Annotated in this window: 27 protein-coding genes; 10 read left to right on the forward strand and 17 right to left on the reverse strand. The window is 47.2% G+C overall.

The window, feature by feature from the left end:
• Positions 1 to 2: 2 nt before the first annotated feature.
• The 6 genes from surA (at position 3) to AC5SV9_RS08350 (ending at position 6,376) form a co-directional block, all read left to right on the forward strand.
• Positions 3 to 1,292, forward strand: a complete 1,290-nt coding sequence (surA, locus tag AC5SV9_RS08325) for a peptidylprolyl isomerase SurA (protein ID WP_475148027.1) — start codon at positions 3 to 5, stop codon at positions 1,290 to 1,292.
• Positions 1,293 to 2,288 carry a 4-hydroxythreonine-4-phosphate dehydrogenase PdxA gene (pdxA, locus tag AC5SV9_RS08330; RefSeq protein ID WP_475148029.1) on the forward strand — a complete coding sequence of 332 codons (996 nt, stop codon included), beginning with the start codon at positions 1,293 to 1,295 and terminating at the stop codon, positions 2,286 to 2,288. It abuts the gene before it with no gap.
• Positions 2,281 to 3,093, forward strand: coding sequence for a 16S rRNA (adenine(1518)-N(6)/adenine(1519)-N(6))-dimethyltransferase RsmA (gene rsmA, locus AC5SV9_RS08335; RefSeq protein WP_475148032.1), 813 nt, complete (start codon positions 2,281 to 2,283; stop codon positions 3,091 to 3,093). The genes pdxA and rsmA overlap by 8 nt, the downstream gene beginning before the upstream one ends.
• The gene (apaG, locus tag AC5SV9_RS08340) at positions 3,090 to 3,467 is read left to right on the forward strand and encodes a Co2+/Mg2+ efflux facilitator ApaG/CorD (RefSeq protein WP_475148034.1); all 378 of its coding nucleotides are present in this window, start codon (positions 3,090 to 3,092) and stop codon (positions 3,465 to 3,467) included. The genes rsmA and apaG overlap by 4 nt, the downstream gene beginning before the upstream one ends.
• A gap of 2 nt (positions 3,468 to 3,469) precedes the next feature.
• Positions 3,470 to 4,288, forward strand: coding sequence for a symmetrical bis(5'-nucleosyl)-tetraphosphatase (locus AC5SV9_RS08345; protein WP_475148036.1), 819 nt, complete (start codon positions 3,470 to 3,472; stop codon positions 4,286 to 4,288).
• Between the two features lie 75 nt (positions 4,289 to 4,363).
• On the forward strand, positions 4,364 to 6,376 hold the full coding sequence (locus tag AC5SV9_RS08350; protein ID WP_475148038.1) for a methyl-accepting chemotaxis protein: 2,013 nt from the start codon (positions 4,364 to 4,366) through the stop codon (positions 6,374 to 6,376).
• A 60-nt stretch (positions 6,377 to 6,436) separates the two neighbouring features.
• Here AC5SV9_RS08350 and AC5SV9_RS08355 read toward each other — a convergent pair whose 3' ends face one another.
• The 5 genes from AC5SV9_RS08355 to rplU form a co-directional block, all read right to left on the reverse strand.
• Positions 6,437 to 6,817, reverse strand: coding sequence for a DUF3718 domain-containing protein (locus AC5SV9_RS08355; RefSeq protein ID WP_134052662.1), 381 nt, complete (start codon positions 6,815 to 6,817; stop codon positions 6,437 to 6,439).
• Between the two features lie 62 nt (positions 6,818 to 6,879).
• A complete protein-coding gene (gene folA / locus AC5SV9_RS08360) occupies positions 6,880 to 7,377 on the reverse strand; it encodes a type 3 dihydrofolate reductase (RefSeq protein WP_475148041.1) in 498 nt (165 codons plus the stop codon).
• Between the two features lie 10 nt (positions 7,378 to 7,387).
• Positions 7,388 to 8,545, reverse strand: coding sequence for an Obg family GTPase CgtA (cgtA, locus tag AC5SV9_RS08365; RefSeq protein ID WP_475148043.1), 1,158 nt, complete (start codon positions 8,543 to 8,545; stop codon positions 7,388 to 7,390).
• Positions 8,546 to 8,708: 163 nt separating this feature from the next.
• A complete protein-coding gene (gene rpmA, locus AC5SV9_RS08370; protein ID WP_008220951.1) occupies positions 8,709 to 8,966 on the reverse strand; it encodes a 50S ribosomal protein L27 in 258 nt (85 codons plus the stop codon).
• A gap of 15 nt (positions 8,967 to 8,981) precedes the next feature.
• Complete coding sequence (gene rplU, locus AC5SV9_RS08375; RefSeq protein WP_134052668.1) at positions 8,982 to 9,290, reverse strand: 50S ribosomal protein L21; 309 nt, start codon at positions 9,288 to 9,290, stop codon at positions 8,982 to 8,984.
• A gap of 209 nt (positions 9,291 to 9,499) precedes the next feature.
• Here rplU and ispB point away from each other — a divergent pair, with 209 nt between their 5' ends.
• Positions 9,500 to 10,471, forward strand: coding sequence for an octaprenyl diphosphate synthase (gene ispB / locus AC5SV9_RS08380; protein ID WP_475148046.1), 972 nt, complete (start codon positions 9,500 to 9,502; stop codon positions 10,469 to 10,471).
• A gap of 61 nt (positions 10,472 to 10,532) precedes the next feature.
• Here ispB and mdh read toward each other — a convergent pair whose 3' ends face one another.
• Positions 10,533 to 11,471 carry a malate dehydrogenase gene (mdh, locus tag AC5SV9_RS08385; protein ID WP_475148048.1) on the reverse strand — a complete coding sequence of 313 codons (939 nt, stop codon included), beginning with the start codon at positions 11,469 to 11,471 and terminating at the stop codon, positions 10,533 to 10,535.
• 190 nt (positions 11,472 to 11,661) lie between these two features.
• On the opposite strand from mdh, the gene argR reads away from it, so the two are divergent.
• The gene (gene argR / locus AC5SV9_RS08390) at positions 11,662 to 12,129 is read left to right on the forward strand and encodes a transcriptional regulator ArgR (protein WP_134052674.1); all 468 of its coding nucleotides are present in this window, start codon (positions 11,662 to 11,664) and stop codon (positions 12,127 to 12,129) included.
• Between the two features lie 12 nt (positions 12,130 to 12,141).
• On the opposite strand, the gene AC5SV9_RS08395 is transcribed toward argR, so the two are convergent.
• The 3 genes from AC5SV9_RS08395 to ilvC form a co-directional block, all read right to left on the reverse strand.
• On the reverse strand, positions 12,142 to 13,056 hold the full coding sequence (locus tag AC5SV9_RS08395; protein WP_475148050.1) for a Dyp-type peroxidase: 915 nt from the start codon (positions 13,054 to 13,056) through the stop codon (positions 12,142 to 12,144).
• A 694-nt stretch (positions 13,057 to 13,750) separates the two neighbouring features.
• Positions 13,751 to 14,182 carry a methylglyoxal synthase gene (locus AC5SV9_RS08400; RefSeq protein WP_475148052.1) on the reverse strand — a complete coding sequence of 144 codons (432 nt, stop codon included), beginning with the start codon at positions 14,180 to 14,182 and terminating at the stop codon, positions 13,751 to 13,753.
• A 159-nt stretch (positions 14,183 to 14,341) separates the two neighbouring features.
• Complete coding sequence (ilvC, locus tag AC5SV9_RS08405; RefSeq protein ID WP_475148054.1) at positions 14,342 to 15,823, reverse strand: ketol-acid reductoisomerase; 1,482 nt, start codon at positions 15,821 to 15,823, stop codon at positions 14,342 to 14,344.
• Between the two features lie 161 nt (positions 15,824 to 15,984).
• Between ilvC and ilvY the strand changes: the two genes are divergently transcribed.
• Complete coding sequence (gene ilvY / locus AC5SV9_RS08410) at positions 15,985 to 16,866, forward strand: HTH-type transcriptional activator IlvY (RefSeq protein ID WP_475148057.1); 882 nt, start codon at positions 15,985 to 15,987, stop codon at positions 16,864 to 16,866.
• A 20-nt stretch (positions 16,867 to 16,886) separates the two neighbouring features.
• Here ilvY and AC5SV9_RS08415 read toward each other — a convergent pair whose 3' ends face one another.
• The 8 genes from AC5SV9_RS08415 to zapE form a co-directional block, all read right to left on the reverse strand.
• Complete coding sequence (locus tag AC5SV9_RS08415) at positions 16,887 to 17,300, reverse strand: ClpXP protease specificity-enhancing factor (RefSeq protein WP_475148331.1); 414 nt, start codon at positions 17,298 to 17,300, stop codon at positions 16,887 to 16,889.
• A gap of 5 nt (positions 17,301 to 17,305) precedes the next feature.
• A complete protein-coding gene (sspA, locus tag AC5SV9_RS08420) occupies positions 17,306 to 17,944 on the reverse strand; it encodes a stringent starvation protein SspA (RefSeq protein WP_134052680.1) in 639 nt (212 codons plus the stop codon).
• Positions 17,945 to 18,019: 75 nt separating this feature from the next.
• Positions 18,020 to 18,757 (reverse strand): cytochrome c1, encoded by a 738-nt coding sequence (locus tag AC5SV9_RS08425; protein ID WP_475148059.1) that lies wholly within the window; start codon positions 18,755 to 18,757, stop codon positions 18,020 to 18,022.
• Positions 18,757 to 20,031 carry a cytochrome b gene (locus AC5SV9_RS08430; protein ID WP_134052684.1) on the reverse strand — a complete coding sequence of 425 codons (1,275 nt, stop codon included), beginning with the start codon at positions 20,029 to 20,031 and terminating at the stop codon, positions 18,757 to 18,759. Before AC5SV9_RS08430 ends, AC5SV9_RS08425 begins: the two co-directional genes overlap by 1 nt.
• Complete coding sequence (gene petA / locus AC5SV9_RS08435) at positions 20,031 to 20,621, reverse strand: ubiquinol-cytochrome c reductase iron-sulfur subunit (RefSeq protein ID WP_134052686.1); 591 nt, start codon at positions 20,619 to 20,621, stop codon at positions 20,031 to 20,033. The genes AC5SV9_RS08430 and petA overlap by 1 nt, the downstream gene beginning before the upstream one ends.
• A 258-nt stretch (positions 20,622 to 20,879) precedes the next feature.
• Positions 20,880 to 21,272 (reverse strand): 30S ribosomal protein S9, encoded by a 393-nt coding sequence (gene rpsI, locus AC5SV9_RS08440; protein ID WP_134052688.1) that lies wholly within the window; start codon positions 21,270 to 21,272, stop codon positions 20,880 to 20,882.
• A 12-nt stretch (positions 21,273 to 21,284) separates the two neighbouring features.
• On the reverse strand, positions 21,285 to 21,713 hold the full coding sequence (gene rplM, locus AC5SV9_RS08445) for a 50S ribosomal protein L13 (protein WP_134052690.1): 429 nt from the start codon (positions 21,711 to 21,713) through the stop codon (positions 21,285 to 21,287).
• A 203-nt stretch (positions 21,714 to 21,916) separates the two neighbouring features.
• Positions 21,917 to 23,008, reverse strand: coding sequence for a cell division protein ZapE (zapE, locus tag AC5SV9_RS08450; protein WP_475148062.1), 1,092 nt, complete (start codon positions 23,006 to 23,008; stop codon positions 21,917 to 21,919).
• Positions 23,009 to 23,132: 124 nt separating this feature from the next.
• On the opposite strand from zapE, the gene AC5SV9_RS08455 reads away from it, so the two are divergent.
• The gene (locus tag AC5SV9_RS08455; protein ID WP_475148063.1) at positions 23,133 to 23,582 is read left to right on the forward strand and encodes a Z-ring associated ZapG family protein; all 450 of its coding nucleotides are present in this window, start codon (positions 23,133 to 23,135) and stop codon (positions 23,580 to 23,582) included.
• Positions 23,583 to 23,667: the final 85 nt, after the last annotated feature.

A 23,667-nucleotide genomic window follows, 5' to 3' on the forward strand; every position in this document is an offset into this window, starting at 1 on the left:
TTATGAAGTTATCACAACTTATCTCTGCAGCACTGCTGTGCTGTGTCGGCTTTGGCAGTAATGCTGCTGAACGTGAAATAGACAGCGTTGCGGTCATAGTGGATAACAGTGTCGTGTTAGAAAGTGATGTTACCGATATCGTTGAGCGGGTTAAACGCAACGCCCAGGCACAAGGCCAGACATTACCCTCTGATGCAGCGCTGCGAACTCAGGCGACCGAGCGGTTAATTCTTACTAATCTGCAGCTGCAGTTGGCCCAACGTATGGGTATGCAAATCAGCGATGCACAGCTCGATGATACAATCCGTAACATTGCTCAGGACGAAAAGTTGTCGTTGGAACAGTTCCGTCAGCAAGTCATAGCTGAAGAGGGCAACTACGAACGTTTTCGCGAACGTTTACGTGACGAAATGATCACCGGCGAAGTTGTCCGGGCCAACGTACAGCGGCGCATCTATATCAGCCCGCAGGAAATAGACAGCGTACTTAAGATGATGGAAGAACAAGGTGCCAGCAACGAACAGTACAATATTGGTCACATTTTAATTGCTATACCAAGTCAGGCCAGTGCGGAAGACATTAGTGAAGCCAAAGATCGGGCAGACAAAGTCATGCAGCTTTTGCGCGACGGTAGCGATTTCAAACGTATTGCTATCGCCTCATCTTCCGGAGCCAACGCACTTGAAGGCGGTGATTTAGGCTGGATGAACATTAATGAGATGCCGACGCTGTTTTCCGAAGCCATACGGGGCCGCAAAAAAACGGATATTGTCGGGCCTCTGCGTTCAGGTGCCGGCTTTCATATTCTGACTATTTTTGACATTCGTGGTGAAAACGTCGCTGCAATTAACGAAGTGAAATCCCGCCATATTCTGATTAAACCATCGATCATTCTGAGTGAAGAGCGTGCCCGTACTATGCTGGCTGATTTCGCAGCCAAAGTTCGTGCCGGAGAAGCCGATTTCGCTGAACTGGCGAAACAGCACTCAGAAGACCCGGGTTCAAAGCTAAATGGTGGCGATCTGGGCTGGAGTGAGCCGACAGTGTTTGTACCGGCTTTCCGTGACACCCTGAACCGGTTGGGAATTAATGAAATCAGCGAGCCATTTCGCACTGAGCACGGTTGGCATATTGCACAGGTGCTGGATAAGCGTACTGTCGATGCAACAGCCGATAAAAAACGTGAGCAGGTTTACCGCATGATCTTTAACCGGCGCTATAACGAAGAAGCAAGCAACTTCCTGCGTGAACTGCGCTCAGAAGCGCATATTGAAGTACTGGCGGATAACTAAATGACGCTGCGCATTGGTATAACGCCAGGTGAGCCTGCAGGCATAGGACCAGATCTGGTAATAAAGCTTGCCCAGCAAGACTGGCCAGCTGAACTGGTGGTTTGTGCTAATGCTTCTTTGCTTGAACAGCGGGCTGCGCAGTTGCAGCTTCCGTTGCGGTTACTGCCGTATGACGAAACCGCGACCGCAAAGCCGCAAGCAGCTGGCACCCTTACCCTAGCCGACTTCCCGTTGGAAGAGGCAGTTGTGGCGGGTCAGCTAAATGCTGCTAACAGTAACTATGTGGTCAACACACTTAGCTTTGCTGGCGAGAAATCTATTAGTGGTGAGTTTGCTGCGATAGTAACAGGCCCTGTGCACAAAGGCATAATCAATAAAGCCGGTATTCCATTTAGCGGACATACAGAGTTTTTTGCCCTGCAGTCTAATACACCTTACGTCGTTATGATGCTCGCTACCGAAGGATTACGGGTAGCCCTTGCTACCACGCATATTCCTCTGGCTTATGTCGCAAAAGCGATCACGGCAGAAAGACTGACGAAAGTCCTGACTATACTGCATCAGGACTTACAGCAGAAATTCGCCATTGCCAACCCCAAAATTTATGTCTGCGGGTTAAACCCGCATGCGGGTGAAGATGGGCATCTTGGCCGCGAAGAATTGGATATTATTATCCCAACACTTGACCAGTTGCGTGCAAGCGGCATGCAGTTGATTGGCCCTCTGCCGGCGGATACTTTGTTTCAACCTAAATACCTCGATGATGCTGATGCCGTATTGGCGATGTATCATGACCAGGGCTTGCCTGTGTTGAAACATATGGGATTTGGCCGCTCTGTAAACATCAGCCTGGGTTTACCGCTGATCCGGACCTCTGTTGATCACGGCACAGCGCTTGACCTTGCCGGCACAGGCAAAGCTGACGCCGGTAGTTTATTCCATGCAGTAAATCAGGCTATCTCTTTAGCCGCTAAAACGACGACTTTACATGACTGATAACGTACACCAGGGCCACCGCGCCCGTAAGCGCTTTGGCCAGAATTTCCTGCACGACCCCCAGGTTATAGGGCGTATAGTTAAAGCTATTGCGCCTAAACCGACAGATATATTGGTAGAAATAGGCCCAGGGCTTGGCGCACTGACTGAACCGGTAGCAGAGGCTGCCGGGCATTTAACCGTCGTTGAGCTTGACCGGGATTTAGCTGAACGCTTGCAGCATCATCCTGTTCTTGCCAGCAAGTTGACGATTCATCAGGCTGACGCAATGAAGTTTGACTTCACCAGCTTGGTTAAACCGGGTCAGAAACTAAAAGTTTTCGGTAATTTGCCTTACAATATCTCTACGCCTTTGTTATTTCATTTGTTTCAGTATGCTGATCAGATCGAAAATATGCATTTTATGCTGCAAAAAGAGGTTGTGCAGCGTATGACGGCAACTCATGGCAGCAAAGCGTTTGGCAGGCTCAGTATTATGACGCAGTACTACTGTCACGCCATGCCCGTTGTAGAAGTTGGCCCGGGGGCCTTTAAACCCGCACCAAAAGTAGACTCTGCAGTCGTTCGCTTACTGCCTAAGGCTATTGCCGAACGGGCACCCGTGCCAGCAGAAGTGCTTAACAGAGTTTGTCTGGAAGCGTTTAATCAGCGCAGGAAAACTATCCGCAATTGCTTCAGTAACTTTGCAACAGCAGAACAACTGGAACAACTTGGATTAAATCCAGGCTCACGGCCAGAGCAGCTTAGTGTGGAAGATTTTATTAAAGTAGCCCAATGGCTGCACCAGCAAGAGTCAACTGCATGACATCGCATTTTAATGTACCGGTTGAAGTAGAAACCTTTTACATCGCCGCCCAATCTGATCCTGCCGCACAGCGTTATGTCTTCGCCTACACCATTACCATTCGTAATCACAGCGAAGAATCTGTGCAACTGCTAAGACGCTATTGGCTCATTACCGATGCTAACGGCAAGCAGACTGAAGTTGAAGGCGATGGTGTAGTAGGAGAACAACCTACACTTGCACCCGGCAGCAGCTATCAATATACCAGCGGTGCTGTGCTTGAAACACCGGTAGGCACTATGCAAGGCCACTACGAAATGCTAACCGGTCAGCAAGAGCGGTTTCATGCAGCCATCCCTTTGTTCCGCCTGGCTATGCCAAATATTCTTAACTGACCATGGCAACTTATGTAATAGGCGATCTTCAGGGTTGCTATGATGCTTTACAGCGTCTGCTACTGCATATTAATTACCAGCCGGATAAAGACCAATTATGGTTTTGCGGCGATTTGGTCGCTCGCGGTCCACAGTCGTTAGAATGCCTGCGTTTTGTCAAAAGTCTGGGTTCCTCTGCAATTACTGTACTGGGTAATCACGATTTACATCTTATCGCCTGCTATTACGGCCTCAGTGATGTTAAACCACAAGACTTACTGCAGGATGTTTTTGCTGCGCCTGACCTGGCGGACGTAATACAGTGGCTATGCCAGCAGCCACTGCTGCATATCAGCACTGATCAGCGGTTTATGTTGGTTCATGCTGGCTTAGCGCCAGAATGGTCATTGGATGATGCGATTAGCATGACGCAGGAAGTGCAGCAGCAGCTTAAAACAGATCCTCTACCACTGCTGCAGGTTATGTATGGTAACAAACCTGACCGGCTGGCTGATGCACTGACCCCTGCCCTGCGTTGGCGTTTCACTATTAACAGCTGCACGCGGATGCGATTCTGCCGGCAGGATGGCTCGCTGGAGTTAAAAGAGAAAGGCCATCCACGAAGCCAGACAGCGTTAGTACCCTGGTATGAATTCTGGCGCGGTAAATTGCAGACTGAGCTATTTTTCGGCCATTGGGCGTCGCTTAACGGCTATAGTCCGATAGTCAATATACATGCGCTGGATACAGGCTGTGTCTGGGGTAATGCATTATCTGCATACTGTATTGAAACCCAGCAACGATATAGTGTGGCAGGTTTAGCAAGGACACGGTATATTTAGCCGGCTTGTCTGAACTTGTTCCACTTTGTACCTTAAGTTAAGGTGCAGAACTAATGCAAACAATTGGGAGTTATTATGAAGTTAACCGTTGCATTACGGGTTATCGGTGGATTTGGTATTATTTCGCTGCTCCTGTTGATCATTGGTATCACAGCTTATGGCAGCCTGAGCAATATCAGCGAGTCTACTGCGGAAGTTAATCAAATATCTATTCCCGCTCTGGAAAACAGTGCAGCTATGCAAAGTGAGTTTGTCATTATGAGTAAACTCAGCTTGCAGGCGTTTAACGCCGACTCTTTGTCTGAAATAGAGCGACTGCGCAAACAGTTCAGCAACGAGCAGCAATCCTATCAGCAGGCATCTGAACGGTTAATGAATGCGGTTCAGGAAGAAATGACACTGAAAGCCGCTGCAGGTGAAGTAAACCAGGCATACAGTAGCTTTATTCCAGTAAGCACCAAGCTATTTGATGAGCTGAAAAATAACCTTATGCTGCGTGACACTATCGATAGCAAGTTGTCAGAACTGGAAGGCCACGCCGACGATATGGCGTCATTAATCCTCGATTTCACTGATGTACGTGATGTGCAGCGGCGATTCCCACGGTCGTATCAGGCTGCTACCAGCATAGAAACCGGCATCAATACACTGATCAGCAACGTTGTAGATTTGAACCGTACTTTATCTGACACTACAGCCAATACGATCAGCAATGAAATAGCCTTCCGCCTGAAAGACCTGAATGACCAGTTTGCCGTGATTAAAACAGAAACTGCCGGTCAGGTAAGTCTGGTCAGTGAACTTGACGAGAAGGTTAGTGCGATAAACGAATCTTTAGACGGCAGCCAGGGTATCCCCGCGTTAAAGCTTAAACGCCTGCAAAGCACTGCCGACGCGACAGTTTTGCTGGCGTCAGCTGAGCAACAAACAGCCAGTGGTATGGCGAGTCTTGCCGGCCTATTAAGCCAGGCCAGCAAAGCCGCCGAAGTCATTCAGCGCGACGCGTCCTCTGGCGTGTCTAATGCCATTACAACAATCTTTATTGTAGTGCTGCTGTCTATTATCTTCTCCGTTATCATTGCCACTGTAACTGTCCGTAGCATTGCTATACCACTGGCGAAAGTAAATCAAATTCTGGGTGTCGTTGCGTCCGGTGATATGACCCAGAAACTTGATGACAGTGCTAAAGACGAATTTGGTGAACTGGCCCGTAACTGCAATAAGGTTATCGCCAATCTGCAACAGTTAATTCAGGGTATCATTTCGCGCTCAACACAGCTGGCAGCAGCATCTGAGCAAACGTCCGCTATTACCGTGCAAACTACTCAGGCTATTCGCGAGCAGAAGTCTCAGGTGACACAAGCTGCTACCGCAACGACTGAGATGAGCAGCACCGCACAGGGTGTGCTACAGAGCTCCAACGATGCAGTGGCAGAAATTAAGAATGCAGACAACGAAGCTGAGCGCGTTAAAGGTATTTCTCTGGAAAATAAAGCGATCATTCTGCAACTGTCACACGAAGTGGAGCAAGCTTCAGTCGTGATCAATAAACTGCATAAAGACAGTGCCTCTATCGGCAGTATTCTGGACGTTATCAGAGGCATTGCAGAGCAGACTAACCTACTGGCACTAAATGCTGCTATTGAAGCAGCCAGAGCCGGCGAGCAGGGCCGTGGTTTTGCGGTAGTAGCTGATGAAGTCCGCTCGCTTGCCAGTAAAACACAAGCGTCAACGCAGGAAATTCAGGCGATGATTCAGGTGCTTCAGAGCGGCGCGCACGCAGCGGTAGAAGCAATGAATAAAGGCCGCAAACAGGCAGAAAACTGTGTAGAGAAAACAGAAGTCGCCACCAAAGCCCTTGATTCGATTACTCATGCAGTACACCTGGCACATGATATGAGTGAGCAGATATCAGATGCCGCTAAAGAGCAGAATCAGGTTTCTCATGAAATCAGTAAGTTACTTGAATCTATCGTGTCGATTGCAGAAGAAACTGCGTCTGGTGCCGAACAGACATCAGAGTCTAGCCACGAAGTTGCGAGACTGGCTGAAGAGCTGCGTGTGTCGGTCGAGCAGTTTAAAGTCTAAGCTTTGATCAGCATAATAAAAAACCGCCAGTTGGCGGTTTTTTATTATGCTATAAACCGATTAATCGCCGTCACCCGCCCGGCTTTTTAACACGGCTACTAAAGGTGAGGCACCAAAACCATTGGCTTCAGCCCATTCGATATCACCCGCGCCAGCAATTGCCGAGCCAGGTAATTGCTTAGCAATAAATTCGCCAACGTCTGCGGCATTACTTCTAAATGCATGACGAATAAGACTTTCGCCATTACACACTACACCGTCATAAATGTTGCGCAGACGCAGACGATAGTCACTCAAAACCTTTCGCAGACGGTTTTTATCATCGGCTGCTACATAGTCGCACATTGAAGCAGCAAGCTGATCATCGGCTACTGCAACCGGTGCAGTCAATAGTGATAATGTTACCGCAGCACCACACAACAAAGTTGACAATAATCTCATCTACTACTCCTCACTGAATATAACCTGAATCATCTTAACAACATGTCTTTGCCTGTGCAAACTCAGACCGCACGCTGTAATGTAATAAAACGGCAATGATAGGGGTTATTTGTGTCAGCAGGATGATGAGATTCGCTGATAAGCCGCCATTCGTCTGAATTTCCTGTCTGATAGTCGGGAAAATACGCATCGCCTTCAGTATTGAGCTCAATTTCTGTCAAATATAGCCTTTGCGCTAAAGGTAAACACTGGCGGTAAACTTCGGCCCCGCCAATCACCATTACTTCGTCATGTTGTTGCAATAGCTCAAACGCCTGTTCAAGGCTGGTAACCCATTCAGCGCCTTTGGCATCAACAGGTGCCGATCGGCTGATGACAATATTGCGCCGGCCCGGCAGAAGCCGCCCAATAGATTCAAACGTTTTTCGCCCCATCACAACGGGTTTACCCAATGTCACCTGCTTAAAATGTTTTAAATCTGCCGGCAAGTGCCAGGGCATCTGGTTATCTTTGCCGATAACCCTGTTCCTGGTCATGGCGGCAACCATTGAAATTATCATGCCTACTACCTTAACGCTGATAAATCACTTCAACATCGTAGTCATCGTCATCGAAATCGTCGTCATCATCCTCATCATCTGCAACATGCTGTATGTCTGTCGGGCTATCATCCCATTTGAATGTCACTGGATCCGCCACTTGCTCTGCAGGTTCATCAACAGGTAACTCTTCAATATAGTTAAGAATGTCAGCAGATAAACGTTCGGTATTGGTTCGGCTGGCTGCTGCGATCTTAAATACCGGGCCTTGCCAGTCTAGTGCCGCTGTCACATTGCCGATGATCTCATCTAATTCATCGTCCATGACCAAATCCAGTTTGTTAAAAACCAGCCACCGCGGTTTACCGGCCAGTTTTTCGCTATATTTTGCCAACTCCTGTACAATCGTTACAGCATTCTCAGCCGGATCAGAGCCATCTGCCGGTAACACATCAACAACATGCAACAATAGACGACAACGTTCCAGGTGTTTTAAGAATTGAATGCCCAGCCCGGCCCCTTCAGCTGCACCTTCAATCAGGCCTGGTATATCAGCGATAACGAATGAACGATGTGACTCAACCCGCACAACACCGAGATTTGGCACTAACGTAGTAAAAGGGTAATCAGCCACTTTGGGTTTAGCTGCTGAAACAGCGCGGATCAGTGTTGATTTACCCGCATTCGGTAGCCCAAGCAGGCCAACATCTGCCAATAACAGTAATTCCAGACGTAAATTACGGATCTCGCCCGGTGTACCATTGGTTTTCTTGCGGGGTGCCCGGTTTGTACTGCTGGCAAAGCGGGCGTTACCCAAGCCGTGCCATCCGCCTTTAGCTACGCGTAAGCGCTGACCATTACGGGTCAGATCACCCAGCACCTCATCAGTATCAACATCTACAGCCCGGGTACCTACTGGCACACGTAACTCCAGATCCTTACCACGCTTACCAGTGCAGTTCACACTGCCGCCGTTTTCACCACGCTCTGCGCGATGAAATTTTTCAAACTGATAGTCAACCAGAGTGTTCAGGTTCTCATCTGCAACCAGATATACGTCGCCGCCATCGCCGCCATCGCCGCCATTGGGGCCACCCTTAGATACAAACTTCTCACGTAAAAAACTAATAATACCGTTGCCGCCGTCGCCGGCTTCTACTCGGATTATCGCTTCATCTACAAACTTCATCGGGTGCGTCCTGATTAATCAGATTAAAACCAGTTACCAGTTAACTGGCGATAAGTATAACTTAGCTTATTAAAAGATGTCGAAACAGGCTTGCGTGACCTATCACACCAACTTAGTAATAAAAAACCCCGCACCAGGCGGGGTTTATTTGAAATTTGACAGCTTACTCGCTGACGATGCTCACAAACTTACGGTTGTGCTCACCTTTCACTTCAAACTTCACTTTACCTTCAGTTAAAGCGAACAGAGTGTGGTCTTTACCGATACCAACGTTAGTACCCGCGTGGAATTTAGTACCACGCTGACGTACGATGATGCTACCAGCTAATACAGATTCGCCACCGAAACGCTTAACACCTAAGCGTTTAGCTTCTGAATCGCGACCGTTACGAGTGCTACCTACACCTTTTTTACTTGCCATGTGTCGATACTCCTATTACGCGCTGATGCTGGTAATTTTCACTTCAGTGAACCACTGACGGTGGCCCATCTGCTTGCGTGAATGCTTACGACGACGGAACTTAACGATTTTAATTTTATCGCCACGGCCATGAGTGACCACTTCCGCTACTACTTTACCACCTTCAACTAAAGGTGCACCGATGCTGATATCTTCGCCATTAGCGACCATCAGAGGTGTAAATTCGATTGTTGCGCCGGTTTCTAAGTCTAATTTTTCAAGACGTAGAGTTTGACCTTCCGTCACACGGTGCTGTTTACCACCACTTTGGAAAACCGCGTACATAGTTAACTCCGTACAAAGCACGCCAACGCTTATTAAGGGGCGTGTTAATTCAATTCACAGGGCGCGAATTGTACGCAATTTCCCCTACCCCCGCAAGTAGTAATATAAAAAAGATCACTGAAGTAGCAAAAGGATCCGGTTTTGCTTTGGGAGTATAAGAGCCATAGTGTAGAATTAGCGCCATTCTTTGGTTTAAGCAGTTGTTTTTCATGACGCTCGAACAAATTCAGCAGCTCACTTCTGCCGATATGGCTGCAGTTAACGAACATATTTTTTCACAGCTGAACTCAGATGTTGCACTGATCAACCAATTAGGCATCTACATCGTCAACAGTGGCGGTAAACGACTAAGGCCGCTGTTGGCAGTATTAGCTGCCAGAGCCCTAGGCTATCAGGGCAATGCTCATATTACAGTTGCTGCTATTATCGAGTTTATTCATACATCAACCTTACTACACGATGATGTAGTAGATGAATCAACACTACGCCGGGGTAAAGAAACAGCCAATGCAGTTTTTGGCAATCAGGCTAGCGTGCTGGTAGGCGACTTTTTATACAGCCGTTCATTCCAGATGATGGTATCGCTAAACGACATGCGTATTATGCATGTGCTGGCGGACGCCACTAATATCATCGCAGAAGGCGAAGTGCTACAGCTGATGAACGTCAACGATCCTGATACAACCGAACAGAGCTATATGCAGGTGATTTACTGTAAAACGGCCAAACTATTTGAAGCAGCAACTCAGTTAGCCGCCATTATTACTCAGCAACCTGAAGCTGTCGTGAACAGCCTTAAGCTTTACGGAATGCATCTTGGTACAGCGTTTCAGCTTATTGATGATGTGCTGGATTATCAGGCTGATGCTGCCGAGTTGGGTAAAAATATCGGCGATGATCTGGCAGAAGGTAAACCAACTTTACCACTTATCCATGCGCTGAAACATGGAACTCCCGCCCAACAATCATTGATCCGTGAAGCCATAGTAGAAGGTAACGGTATGGCCAATCTTGATGCCATTATGGCCGCCTTGCACGATACCGATGCCTTTGGTTATACACGAAGCATTGCTGAGCGCGAAGCGGAAAGTGCCCGCCAGGCTTTGGCAATATTGCCAGAATCTGAGCATAAACAAGCACTACTGGCATTGGCGGATATCGCGGTATCACGCACGCATTAACCTGCGATGCTGAAAACAAAAAAGGCGCGTATAGCGCCTTTTTTCATCATGAAGACCAAGCTTAGTTATTCTTAACGAACTCTTCGCCCAATGTAATATCGCCTTTTAATGTGCCCAGCATGTCATTCATGGCTTTTTGCTCATACGCACTTAAAGTACCGATAGGCAATAATTTCTCGACGCCATTTTTACCCAGCACTAAAGGCTGAGCAAAGAAACGGGCATGCTCACCGTTACCTTCGACATAAGCGTACTCAGTGACCGCTTCGCCTTGTAAACCTTTGATCAGGGAAATACAAAAACGTGCCGCAGCCTGGCCCATAGACAGCGTAGCTGATCCGCCACCGGCCTTCGCTTCTACTACTTCAGTACCCGCATTCTGAATACGGTGAGTTAAAGACGCTACCTCTTCATCAGTGAAGCTTACGCCTGCAACCTGAGACAGTAATGGCAGGATAGTGGTACCACTATGTCCACCGATAACCGGCACGGTGACTTCAGTCGGGTTTTTGCCTTTTAATTCGCCAACAAAAGTTTCGGCACGAATGACATCCAGCGTGGTTACACCGAATAAACGACGAGGGTCATAGGTACCCGCTTTTTTAAATACATCTGCAGCGATTGCCACTGTTGTATTAACCGGGTTAGTGATAATACCAACCAAGGCTTTAGGGCACTGCTGCACAATGGCTTCCGCCAGGGTTTTTACTACGCCAGCATTGATGTTAAACAGGTCTGAACGGTCCATACCCGGCTTACGTGGCATCCCGGCAGGGATCATAACAATGTCAGCGCCGGCTAACGCGGTATTCAGATCTTCTTTACCGTAGCCCGTTACCTTGACAGCTGTAGGGATATGGCTTAAATCAACCGCAACGCCCGGAGTAACCGGTGCTAAATCATATAACGCTAAATCTGTGCCTGCTGGTAAGTCTAATTTCAGCAATAAAGATAATGCCTGGCCAATACCACCGGCGGCACCTAAGACAGCAACTTTCATGATAAATCCCTCAATAACGGTTGATTGAAAAACGCGCCAACAATACTGAAACCGCGCTGAAAATACAAATAGCTTAAGCCTAAAGTCTAAGCATTTTAGCGAATTTTAGTGTAGTTTACTTCACAAAGTGTGACGCACTGCGAACTTTGCTAAGATAGCGACACAAAACAACTGATGATAAGAGCGTGATATGACAAAGCAAGCCAAACAGGAAGCGCTGATCCAGGCGTTTAAAGCATTACTGAAGACAGAAAGCTTTGGCTCTCAGGGAGAAATAGTTGATGCACTGAAAAATGATGGCTTTGATAATATCAGTCAGTCTAAAGTTTCGCGGATGTTAAGTAAGTATGGCGCAGTGCGCACACGTAATGCCAAACAGGAAATGGTCTATACGCTGCCACCTGAATTAGGTGTACCAACAACCAAAAGCCCACTGCGTCAATTGGTGCTTGATATCGAGCATAACGACGTGATGATTATTATCCGTACCAGCCCGGGTGCTGCACAACTTATCGCGCGTTTGCTTGATTCCGTAGGTAAAGCCGAAGGGGTACTCGGAACCATAGCTGGTGATGACACTATCTTTATTGCACCAATCAGCGTTAAAAATATTGATTTCACACTGAAGAAAGTCACCGAGCTGTTTGAAAAAGTATAATTAGATTAAAACTCAGCCTTTGGCAGATAATTCGAGAAAACTCAGCGATGGGGCAAAAAACGCGGCACTGAGTTCAATGCGATAATAACTCAGTAATGCATCAGGGGTTGTTAGCTGCTCTGATACTCCAAGGCGTCTGAATAACGCTTCAGCCAGATATTCTGCCTTTGCAGCATAACTCAACTGAATGAGCCCTTGTCGCTTTGGCTGATAAAACGGCATGTTCTGCATCAGTACAGTACTACCGGACTGCTGAGTCAACGCCAAATGGCTGTCGGGCAACATCAAGGTATCACTTAATGGCTTTGCTGATACCTTGTCATAGCCCATAACTTCCTCCTGCTCAGTCAGACTAAGTTGCTGCCAAAGCATCTGATCAAAGCACAGCTGTTGGAAATACACATAACTACCAGCGGCAAAAACAGGTTGTTGTGTGCTATCCACCAAAGCTACTTGTCTTTTATAACGGCCACCGGGGTTATAAGGCGCGTTTATAAAGCCGCTCAAATCCCGGCCATCTAAATAGCGAAAGCCCTGCAGTTGATCTTGCAACTCTGTATGGCCGTTCAACACCTGCAGAATTTGCTGACAAGCGATGACATTAACATCGAGGCGATCTGAGCGTATCTGGATCAGCAGATCAATGGGTACCGGCGACAGGCCTATATCGTCCAGTGTTAAATCGGGAAAAGATTTAAAGCCTGCAGGTCTGGCATCGGGATAAAGCACATCCCAATAATTGCTGCCAATAGCCACTACAGCAGTCAGCATCGACTCAGAGAAATGCGCTGCCAGGCGGTCTATTAACTGAGGTATACGTGCCAGTTTATAACGTAAGACGGATTCATGCCCTTCATAAGCGTTCAGAAGCAAATAGCTGCCATGCAGGTTTGCTTCAGTGCATATCCCCAGTTGTTCTCTGGCCATCTTAATCCTTGTTTAATTCAGACATACATTGAATGGCGCAATCTTGCACCCTTAAAGCCTTCATTGTTGTGAGATATATCTCACAAACAAGTAAGTTTTAACGCTATTTAACTGACAAAAATATTCTTCCAATAACACTTAAATGCATGATAAATAATAGCTTTCAACCGTAACCCTTATATTTACAATAATATTACAGCGCGTTTTTTTCAAAAAGCTACTGCTGTAATTACGCTACAGCGTTCATAATTAACTTGTCAACGGATGGACCCCCTGACAGGAAGTTAGGGCGACTCTGCAGGACGCAGATTCAAGCTAGGATAGCACAGGGATGAAAATAGGACACGCTCAGGATGAGCAAGCTCTTTTCAGACTCTTCACAAGCGCTGAGAATTGCAGGGATGACACAGGACACTCTCAGGACGAGAGCACATTATCAGGACGATAATGTTTATGGATGAAAGGGAAATAGCAGGACGCTTTGGGAACACTCCGGGATGGAGCCAGGGATGATACGCTAAGGACAGTATCGACAGGATGACGAAACAGGACCTTAGGTGGCCGCGCGGTTTGCGGCCTACCTTCTTCCTGGGTTACCAGCCACTATCAGAAAACTGCATTAATAAACCTCAGCCAATTACAGCAAACAATAAGCAGATGCACTCCACTATCGATTTAACTGCTGACAAGCTGATCATTTTTTATCTAACCTGTTCTGATATACAGAAAAATCCGGTACATCGCGTTTATAATCCTGCTGGTACAAGCTGGAATGAATGATAAAGTCAGCCGTCGCCTGATTACAGGCAACAGGAATATTCCACACCACAGCCAAACGTATTAACGCTTTCACATCTGGGTCATGCGGTTGTGAAGATAACGGGTCCCAGAAAAACACCAGCCAGTCAATTTTTTGCTCAGCAATCATCGCACCGATTTGCTGATCCCCCCCGAGCGGGCCGCTCGCCAGACATTGCACATGCTGATTCAGCGCTTCTGCAATCAATTTACCGGTAGTACCGGTTGCCACCAGGTTTTTATCAGCAAAGAAGGCTTTATGTGCACAAACCCATTGCAGTAACGCCTGCTTTTTACCATCGTGTGCAACCAGAGCAATTGTTTTCATAATGCCATACCCTTGTGTCTGAAAATGCCAGCTTAACGCGAAAAAAAAGCCCTGCATAGCAGGGCAAAACAACCAAGGTCCACGTATAACATCATTATTGGTCAGGTATTACAGCAGCTTCTGGCAAACGGTATACCTCTAACCACATCATTCTTCAGGCTACTGAGCAGACTCTACGATACGTTTCATCGCTGTCATGTAACCACGTAACTTTTTACCGACAATTTCCACCGGATGCTGCCGTATAGCCTCATTCACGGCAATCAGCTTAAGGTTGTCTACACCGTTACCGGCAGACACACCTTTGCCAAGGTATTCACTGCCTAAACTATTCACCGTCTCTTTTAATAGCGGCACAGCAGCATGAGCAAACAGATAATTGCCATATTCCGCAGTATCAGAAATAACAACATTCATTTCGTATAAACGTTTGCGCGCTATGGTATTGGCGATGAGCGGCGTCTCATGTAAAGACTCATAATATGCAGACTCAGCAACAATGCCGGCGTCGACCATAGTCTCAAATGCCAGCTCCACACCAGCCTTAACCATTGCCACCAGCAGCAAGCCACGGTCAAAATAATCTTGCTCGGCTATATGTTCATCTGAAGCCGGTGCCTTCTCAAAGCCACAGCTGCGGGTCTGCTCGCGCCAGGTTAGCAGGTTTTGATCATCATTCGCCCAGTCTGCCATCATGGTACGGGAGAACTCGCCGCTGATAATGTCATCCATGTGTTTTTCAAACAATGGTCGTAACGTTACCTTTAACTGCTCAGCAAGTTCGAATGTTTTGATTTTGGCTGGGTTGCTTAAACGGTCCATCATGTTGGTTATGCCACCGTGCTTTAACGCCTCGGTTACCGTTTCCCAACCATACTGGATAAGCTTAGCGGCGTAACCCGGAGCGATGCCATCAGCAACCATTTTATCAAAAGCCAGGATAGCGCCGGTTTGCAGCATGCCGCAAAGGATAGTCTGCTCCCCCATCAGGTCAGATTTTACTTCCGCAACAAAGGATGACTGCAGTACGCCGGCTCGATCACCGCCTGTTGCTGAAGCATAGGCCTTTGCGATTTCCAGCCCCTGACCTTTCGGATCGTTTTCCGGGTGCACAGCAATCAGCGTCGGTACGCCAAAGCCGCGTTTATACTCTTCTCTTACCTCAGTCCCCGGACACTTGGGTGCCACCATTACCACTGTAATGTCTGGCCGGATCTGTTTACCTTCTTCAACGATATTGAAACCATGTGAATAAGCCAGCGTCGCCCCCTGTTTCATCAAGGGCATAACCGCATCCACCACCGCACTGTGCTGTTTGTCCGGTGTCAGGTTTAATACTAAATCTGCTGTAGGAATCAGCTGCTCATAAGTACCAACAGTAAAACCGTTGTCGCTGGCCTTTTTAAAAGACGCCCTTTTCTCTGCAATAGCTTCAGCACGAAGTGCATAACTTATGTTCAGTCCTGAGTCGCGCATGTTAAGCCCCTGGTTTAACCCCTGAGCTCCGCAACCGACAATAACAATATTCCAGCCTTTCAAAAATTCGCAGCCGTTGGCAAACTCAGCTTTATCCATAAAACGGCACTGGCCCAACTGGCCTAACTGCTGGCGTAAATTCAATGTATTAAAATAGTTTGTCATGTTACTTCTCTGAATTCGTTTTCACCGCCCGGCGTGCAAGCCAAGCATAAACAGCACGTTGCAGCTGCTTTAATACCGTATATATTAGCCACTGCTTTAAATTGCGAGAAGTGATATATTTAGAAGTCTGTATTTCAAATAATGAAATAAAGGCCAACTTTATGGATATCCGCAGCGTTCAGTTATTTCAGCACCTTGCCAGCAGTTTAAACTTCAGTAAGACCAGCGAGCAGATGTATGTCAGCCCTCCCACTCTGACCCGGGTGATACAGAGACTGGAAGAGGAATTAGGAGTAACGTTATTTTTCCGCGACAAGCGTTCGGTTCGACTTACAGCAGCAGGGCAGCGATTTGCTCAGTTTGTGCGTACCTGGCTCGACGAATGGCATCAGCTGCAAGTTGACCTGCAGCTGGCAAGTGCAGAGCTGACGGGTGAAATCCGCTTATTTTGCACAGTCACGGCCAGTTACAGCCATTTACCGGCTATTCTGGACCGGTTTCGGTTAATGTGCCCCAAAGCTGAAATAAAACTAACCACGGGTGATGCGGCGTCAGCGATAGAAAAGGTTCGGCTGGATGAAGCCGACATTGCACTGGCAGCTCACCCTACGCATCTGCCAGCTAATTTGGCATTTCGCAGTATTGCTAGCCTGCCGGTAATGTTGATTGCCCCTACCATACCTTGCAGAGTGAATGACCTTTTACAGCAGAACCCGCTCCCATGGGATAAGGTACCGCTGATTATGCCAGAACATGGCCCGGCCCGTAGCCGGTTTGACCGTTGGTTGACCGACATGACTATAACACCACATGTCGTGGCGAAGGTAGATGGTCATGAAGCTATGGTGTCAATGGTAGCGCTTGGCACAGGTGTAGCATTAGTCGCAGATGCAGTGGTAGTGAACAGTCCGGTAAAAGATCGGGTCAGATCATTAGAAGTGGATTATCGCTTTGAACCCTTTGATTTAGGTGTCTGTATGCTACAAAAACGATTGAACGAGCCACTTATCCAGGCTTTCTGGCAAGTGGCTACTGCAAAATAAGACATACATCGCTAGCAGATTTATTTAACTACTTTCAGGTGAGATGTTTTCTTCGGCTTTGGAGGTTCAGGTTCCGGAGAGTCATCACCGAATTCATTGCTGAAAATCTCAGCTTCGTCTTCCTCTTCCTCCAGCGTGAACACAGTACCCGCGCCATTTTCTCTGGCATATATTGCCAGTACCGCGTTGACAGGGATATAAAGCGCGAAGGGCTGACCACCGAACCGGGCATTGAAGGTTACAGCATCATTACCTAACTGCAGATTGCCAACAGCAGAAGGGGCGGTATTCAGTACAATCTGCCCGTTCTGCACAAACTGCATAGGAACTTTTACAGCACTGACGGTAGCGTCAACAACCAGATAAGGCGTGCAATTGTTGTCGACTATCCACTCATAAAACGCCCGCAGCAGATACGGGCGGTTCGCTGTCATCTTCATTAGAACTTCATTCCTCTGCGGATCTCACGCTCAACATCACTTAATGAAGCTTGAAATGCATCGCGATCAAAAATACGCGTCATATAGTTTTTCAACTCTTTACTGCCAGGACCAGATAATTCAATGCCCAACAGCGGTAGGCGCCATAACAACGCGGCCATATAACAGTCAACCAGGCCAAATTCCTCGCTCATAAAAAATGGCGCCTCGTTGAACAATGGTGCGATAGAGAGTAAGCCTTCTTTCAATTCTTGCCGCGCCGTTGCCGCGTTTTCATCACCATTCAGAATAGCTGCAGCCAGACGGTACCAGTCTTTTTCAATCCGGTACATCATCAAACGAGCCTGACCACGGGCTACCGGATATACCGGCATCAAAGGTGGATGAGGAAAACGCTCGTCCAGGTATTCCATAATAATATTGGCCTGATACAACGCCAGTTCACGATCAAGCAGAGTTGGCAGGCTGCCATACGGATTAACTTCGTACAGATCTTCCGGCAAGTTATCTTGTGTGACCTGAAGAATATCGACAGTTACGCCTTTTTCAGCAAGTACGATACGTACCTGATGGCTGAACATGTCATCAGCTGCTGAGAACAGTGTCATCACAGGGCGTTTATTGGCAGTGATCGCCATGTCTTCCTCCGGTAAAATAAAAAACGGCAAAGGGGCGCTAAGGCCCCTGTAAACATTTCTAGTTGAAACAACTAGTTAATGTACATCTTTCCAATATTCTTTCTTCAGTAAGTAAGCCAGTACAAAGAATATTAACAGGAACACCATAACTTTTGTTCCCAACGCGCGGGCTTCCAGCTTAGTTGGTTCACCGACGTATTCCAGATAGTTTACCAGATCTGCAACTGCCCGGTCATATTCTTCGCTGGTAAGTTCGCCTGTACCATCCGTTTTAATGCCCGCATACACGTCTTTTGATTCACCGTCGACTAAACGGGTTTCATGCGCTTTGTACGGCATACCCTGCAACTCCTGCAGCACGTGCGGCATACCAACCATCGGGAATACTTCATTATTTACACCAAAAGGCCTAGACGGATCGGCATAAAAACTACGTAAATAGGTATATAACCAATCAGGGCCGCGCACCCGGGCAACGTTTGTTAAATCCGGTGGCGCCGCACCAAACCACTTCTCGGCATCTTTGGTAGCCATATTATTTTTAATATGATCGCCAACTTTCTCACCGGTAAACATTAGATTTTCCATACCAACATCTTCCGGAATATCCAGGTCACGGAAAGTTCTGGCATAGCGCTGGTACTGCATCTGGTGACACCCCAGGCAGTAGTTCTGGAACATACGGGCACCATTTTGCAATGATGCTTTATCGGTCAGATCAATCGGCGCCTTATCCAGATGAACCGAAGGCCCTGCAGCAAATACTGAAGCAGATACACACAGTAAGGCTGCTGAAAAAATATGCTTAATCATTAACTTAACCTCACTGGTAACGGCTTGGTCTTTTCGTTCTTACTGTAAATCCAAAGCAGTGCGAAATAACCGAAATAAGTAAATGAGAAAATACGTGCCAGAATGGTGTATGTTGGCGTTGCAGGTAAAACACCTAGCACACCAAGCGCTACAAAGCTGATACAGAACACGATCAGATTCACTTTGTGCAAACCGCTGCGGTAACGGATTGAGCGAACAGTACCGCGGTCAATCCATGGTAATAAGGCCAGTGCAATAATCGCCAGAAACATAAAGATAGCGCCAAACAGCTGATCTGGCACAGCCCGAAGAATGGCGTAGAACGGCGTAAAGTACCAAACAGGAGCGATATGCTCTGGAGTCTTCAACGGGTTAGCCGCTTCAAAGTTTGGCGGCTCGAGGAAATAACCACCACCTTCTGGCATAAAGAAAATAACCCAGGCAAAGATCAACAGGAAACCTGCTACACCAACTAAATCTTTAACTGTGTAATAAGGATGGAACGGTATTGCATCAACGATAATCTTCTTACCGCCTTTTGTGAAATACTGGTGGAAAGTAAACTTCTTGTCTGCTTCCGTTTGCTCGATGCTGCCGTCATTGTCGCGCTTGACTTCGATGCCGTCAGGGTTGTTCGAACCCACTTCATGCAGCGCCATAATATGCAGGAACACCAACACAACCAGCACTAAAGGTAAGGCAATAACATGCAATGCAAAGAAACGGTTTAACGTAGCACCTGAGATAACATAGTCACCGCGGATCCACAGCGTTAAATCCTCACCAATTCCCGGAATTACCCCGAAGATAGAGATGATTACCTGAGCCCCCCAGAATGACATCTGTCCCCACGGTAACAGATAACCCATGAATGCTTCAGCCATCAGAACCAGGAAAATTAACATCCCAAAAATCCACAGCAGTTCGCGTGGTTTCTGGTAAGAGCCGTACATCATACCGCGTAACATATGCAGGTATACCACGACGAAGAATGCAGAGGCGCCGGTAGAGTGCATGTAGCGCAGCAACCAACCGTAATCAACATCACGCATGATGTACTCAACAGAGGCAAAAGCGCCTTCAGCACTTGGCACGAAGTTCATTGTTAACCAAATACCAGTCAGGATTTGGTTAACCAGTACCAGCATCGCCAGTGAGCCGAAGAAGTACCAGAAATTAAAGTTTTTTGGAGCCGGATACTGCATAACATGCAGATTCATTTTCTCCATAAATGGCAACCGGTATTCAATCCAGCTCATCAGATTCTTAAACATCAGACTGCCCCCTCATCTTCGCCAATTAACAAAGTGTTGTCGTCGATAAACATATACGGTGGGATTTGCAGATTCTTAGGAGCCGGAACACCTGAAAATACGCGACCAGCAAGGTCGTAGGTTGAACCATGACATGGACAGAAGAAACCGGAATGTACGCCTTCTACATGCGAATCAAAATCAGTAGGGATATATGAAGGTGAACATCCAAGGTGAGTACAAATACCTACTGCTACAAATATTTCTGGTTTCTTAGAACGATAGATATTTTGCGCATATGCCGGCTGCTGTTCTTCCTCAGATTCCGGGTCACGTAATCGGTCATTCAGCTTAGGTAATAACTCCAGCATTTCTGTTGTACGTTTAACAACCCAAACCGGTTTACCGCGCCATTCAACGCGAATCAGTTGGCCGCTTTCCAGCTTGCTGATATCGGCCGTTACCGCAGCACCGGCTTGTTTAGCTCTCTCACTCGGGTTCCACGAAGCTATAAAGGGCACAGCAGCTCCGACAGCACCTACGCCCCCTACAACTGAGGTTGCAATGGTAAGGAAGCGGCGGCGACCTTGATCTACAGGCGCGTTGCTCATCCACTCATCTCCACGTTAACGCTTAAACAGAATTTAAGCGGCTGAATTTCAGCAATTATTATAAACCGTAAAAATATCGCCGATCATAATGAAAAGCCCTGCTTTACACAAGGATTAAGGCAGGCTGAATCGGTATTATCTTAGCAGTTTGCGTTATACGACCAGCATCTCAGGCTGGTTTGCAATCACAGATTACGGTCAGACGTATGAAAAAAAACCCGGCAATAATTGCCGGGTTTCTGGTACTGAATAAAACGATTAACGTTTTGAGTACTGTGGACGCTTACGTGCTTTACGCAGACCCACTTTCTTACGTTCAACCTGACGGGCGTCACGGGTAACGAAGCCTGCTTTACGCAGTGCTGGACGCAGTGACTCGTCAAACTCCATCAGTGCACGGGTGATACCGTGACGGATAGCACCGGCCTGACCGCTGATACCACCACCTTTTACGGTGATGTACAGGTCAAACTTCTCAACCATGTCAACCAGCTCTAATGGTTGCTTAACAACCATACAAGCCGTTTCACGGCCGAAGTAGTCGGTTAACGCGCGCTGGTTGATAACGATGTTACCTGAACCTGCTTTTAAGAAAACGCGGGCCGTTGAGCTTTTACGACGACCAGTTCCGTAATATTGATTCTGTGCCATGTTATGCTCCGATTAAATATCTAATACTTGCGGTTGCTGAGCAGCATGCTGATGCTCTGCGCCGGCGTAAACTTTCAACTTACGGAACATAGCGCGACCCAGTGGACCTTTTGGTAACATGCCTTTAATAGCAAGTTCCAGAACCATTTCTGGTTTTTTCGCGATTAATTTCTCAAAGCTGATTTCCTTGATGCCGCCTGGGAAACCAGTGTGAGAGTAATACATTTTGTTCTGCGCTTTAGCACCGGTAACAGCTACTTTCTCTGCGTTAACAACGATGATGTAATCACCGGTGTCTACATGCGGAGTGTACTCTGGCTTGTGCTTGCCACGTAAACGGGCAGCGATTTCAGTTGCGATACGGCCCAGCGTTTTACCTGACGCATCAACAACATACCAGTCGCGGGTTACGCTTTCTGGCTTTGCAGTAAAAGTTTTCATTGTCTCTATCCAAAAATAACTTAGTTACACCTGACACCGTGCAGGGCTGATGCAGCGGTTGTCGTTAGCGTACCCCTTCGAGTACAAAACTACCGGGCTAACGGCAGTATATAGGCTGTAACGTAGGCCGGGCGCGGATTATATATTAACCAATTTCAAAAATCAGCACCTTACGTATAAATTTCCACAGATTTGGCAAAAAATTATGGTAAGTGTGGCCTGGCAAGGTATTCCCGCGACTGCATCTCCTGCAGACGGCTGATACACCGTTTAAATTCAAAATTCAGAATGCCATCCTGATACAGCTGCTCCAGCGGGATCTGTGCAGAGATAATCAACTTGACATGCCGCTCATAAAACTCATCAACTAACGCGATAAAGCGGCGCGCTACATCATCATTTTGCCGCCCCATTGCTTTCACGCCAGATAGCAAAACCGTATGGTAGCAGCGGCTGAGTTCCATATAGTCATATTGGCTACGGGCCGTCTCGCACAGCTCATGAAAACTAAACCAGACAATACCGTCCGCTTCAAAACGGGTATTTAGTTTGCGGTTTCCTACTTCTACCTGTACCGCCTCTTGTCTTGGCTCTACCGACAGAGCGTGGAAATACTGCTGTAAGTTCGTTTCGGCTTTGGCATCCAGCGGAAAATGATAGATCTCTGCCTGTTCCAATGTTCGAAGCCGGTAGTCGATACCGCTGTCAACATTTATAATGTGGGTATATTTTTTAATAAGTGCTATCGCTGGCAGAAAGCGGGCCCGCTGCAATCCATTACGGTATAACCCATCTGGCTCTATATTCGATGTCGCGACCAGTGTAATGCCACGCGCAAACAGTAATTCCATCAACGTGCCCAGAATCATTGCATCGGTAATATCTGAGACAAAGAACTCATCAAAACACAGAATGTCTGTTTCTTGCTTAAACTTGTCGGCAACTTTTTCCAGCGGATTGCTGACACCTTTCAGTAATTTTAGCTCTTCGTGTACGCGATGCATAAAGCGGTGAAAGTGAATGCGCATTTTGCGCTTCGTCGGCAAACACTCATAAAACGTATCTACCAGATAGGTTTTGCCCCGGCCAACGCCCCCCCAAAAATACAACCCCAGCAAAGGCTGAACAGTTGGCGAGGCACCAAATACTTTGCGCCACAGCGATAACGTAGCAGGTTTATGATTAATAAAATCATCATACAATCGCTGTAACTGTGTCACAGCAAACTCCTGCGCCGCATCGTAGTGAAAGTCATCACGCGTTAAATCTTGCTGGTACTTTAATAGTGGAGTCATTTGAGTCTTACTTGAACGCTACTGAGTTACGGCTTTATTATCAGCAATAATAGTAACATGCCTTACCACTCTGGATAAGAAGTTAGGTTACACTATCAACAGATATTACCCCGCAGGAGTTGTTATGGAATTTATGTACGCTGCAGCATGGCTAGTGGCCGGACTTATTATCGGTGCAGTTGCTGCCCGCCTTTTTACACTAAGACAGCTGAACCAGCACAAGCTACAGCTGCAGCTGGATGAAAGCCAGGCTCAGCTGGCACAGTACCGCGAGGATGTATCCAGCCATCTGGAGACGACTAATCAACTGATGACTCAGCTGCAGGATAACTACGCCCGTATCGCAAGACATATCGCAGACTCTAAGATGCAACTGGTTGAGCGTCCGACAGTTTCTGTCAAACAAGATATTAATTATCTGTCCGGCGACACAGCAGCTTACATTCGGCAGTCATTGAATCAAATCGACGAAAAACGCCGTGTATACTCATCGGCTGAACAGCAACCACGTGATTATTCCGGGGAAGCCAGTGGCCTGATAAAAGATCGGCACAGTAAAAAACCCGTGCAATAATTTGTTACATAATGCATGCGGCCCGGCTGAACTTTTTTGTTTGGTAAAGGCTCATAGTCGCGACTTGTTAAAGGAGACTATGACG

The sequence above is a fragment of the Rheinheimera sp. ATLC3 genome (genome assembly GCF_059429535.1).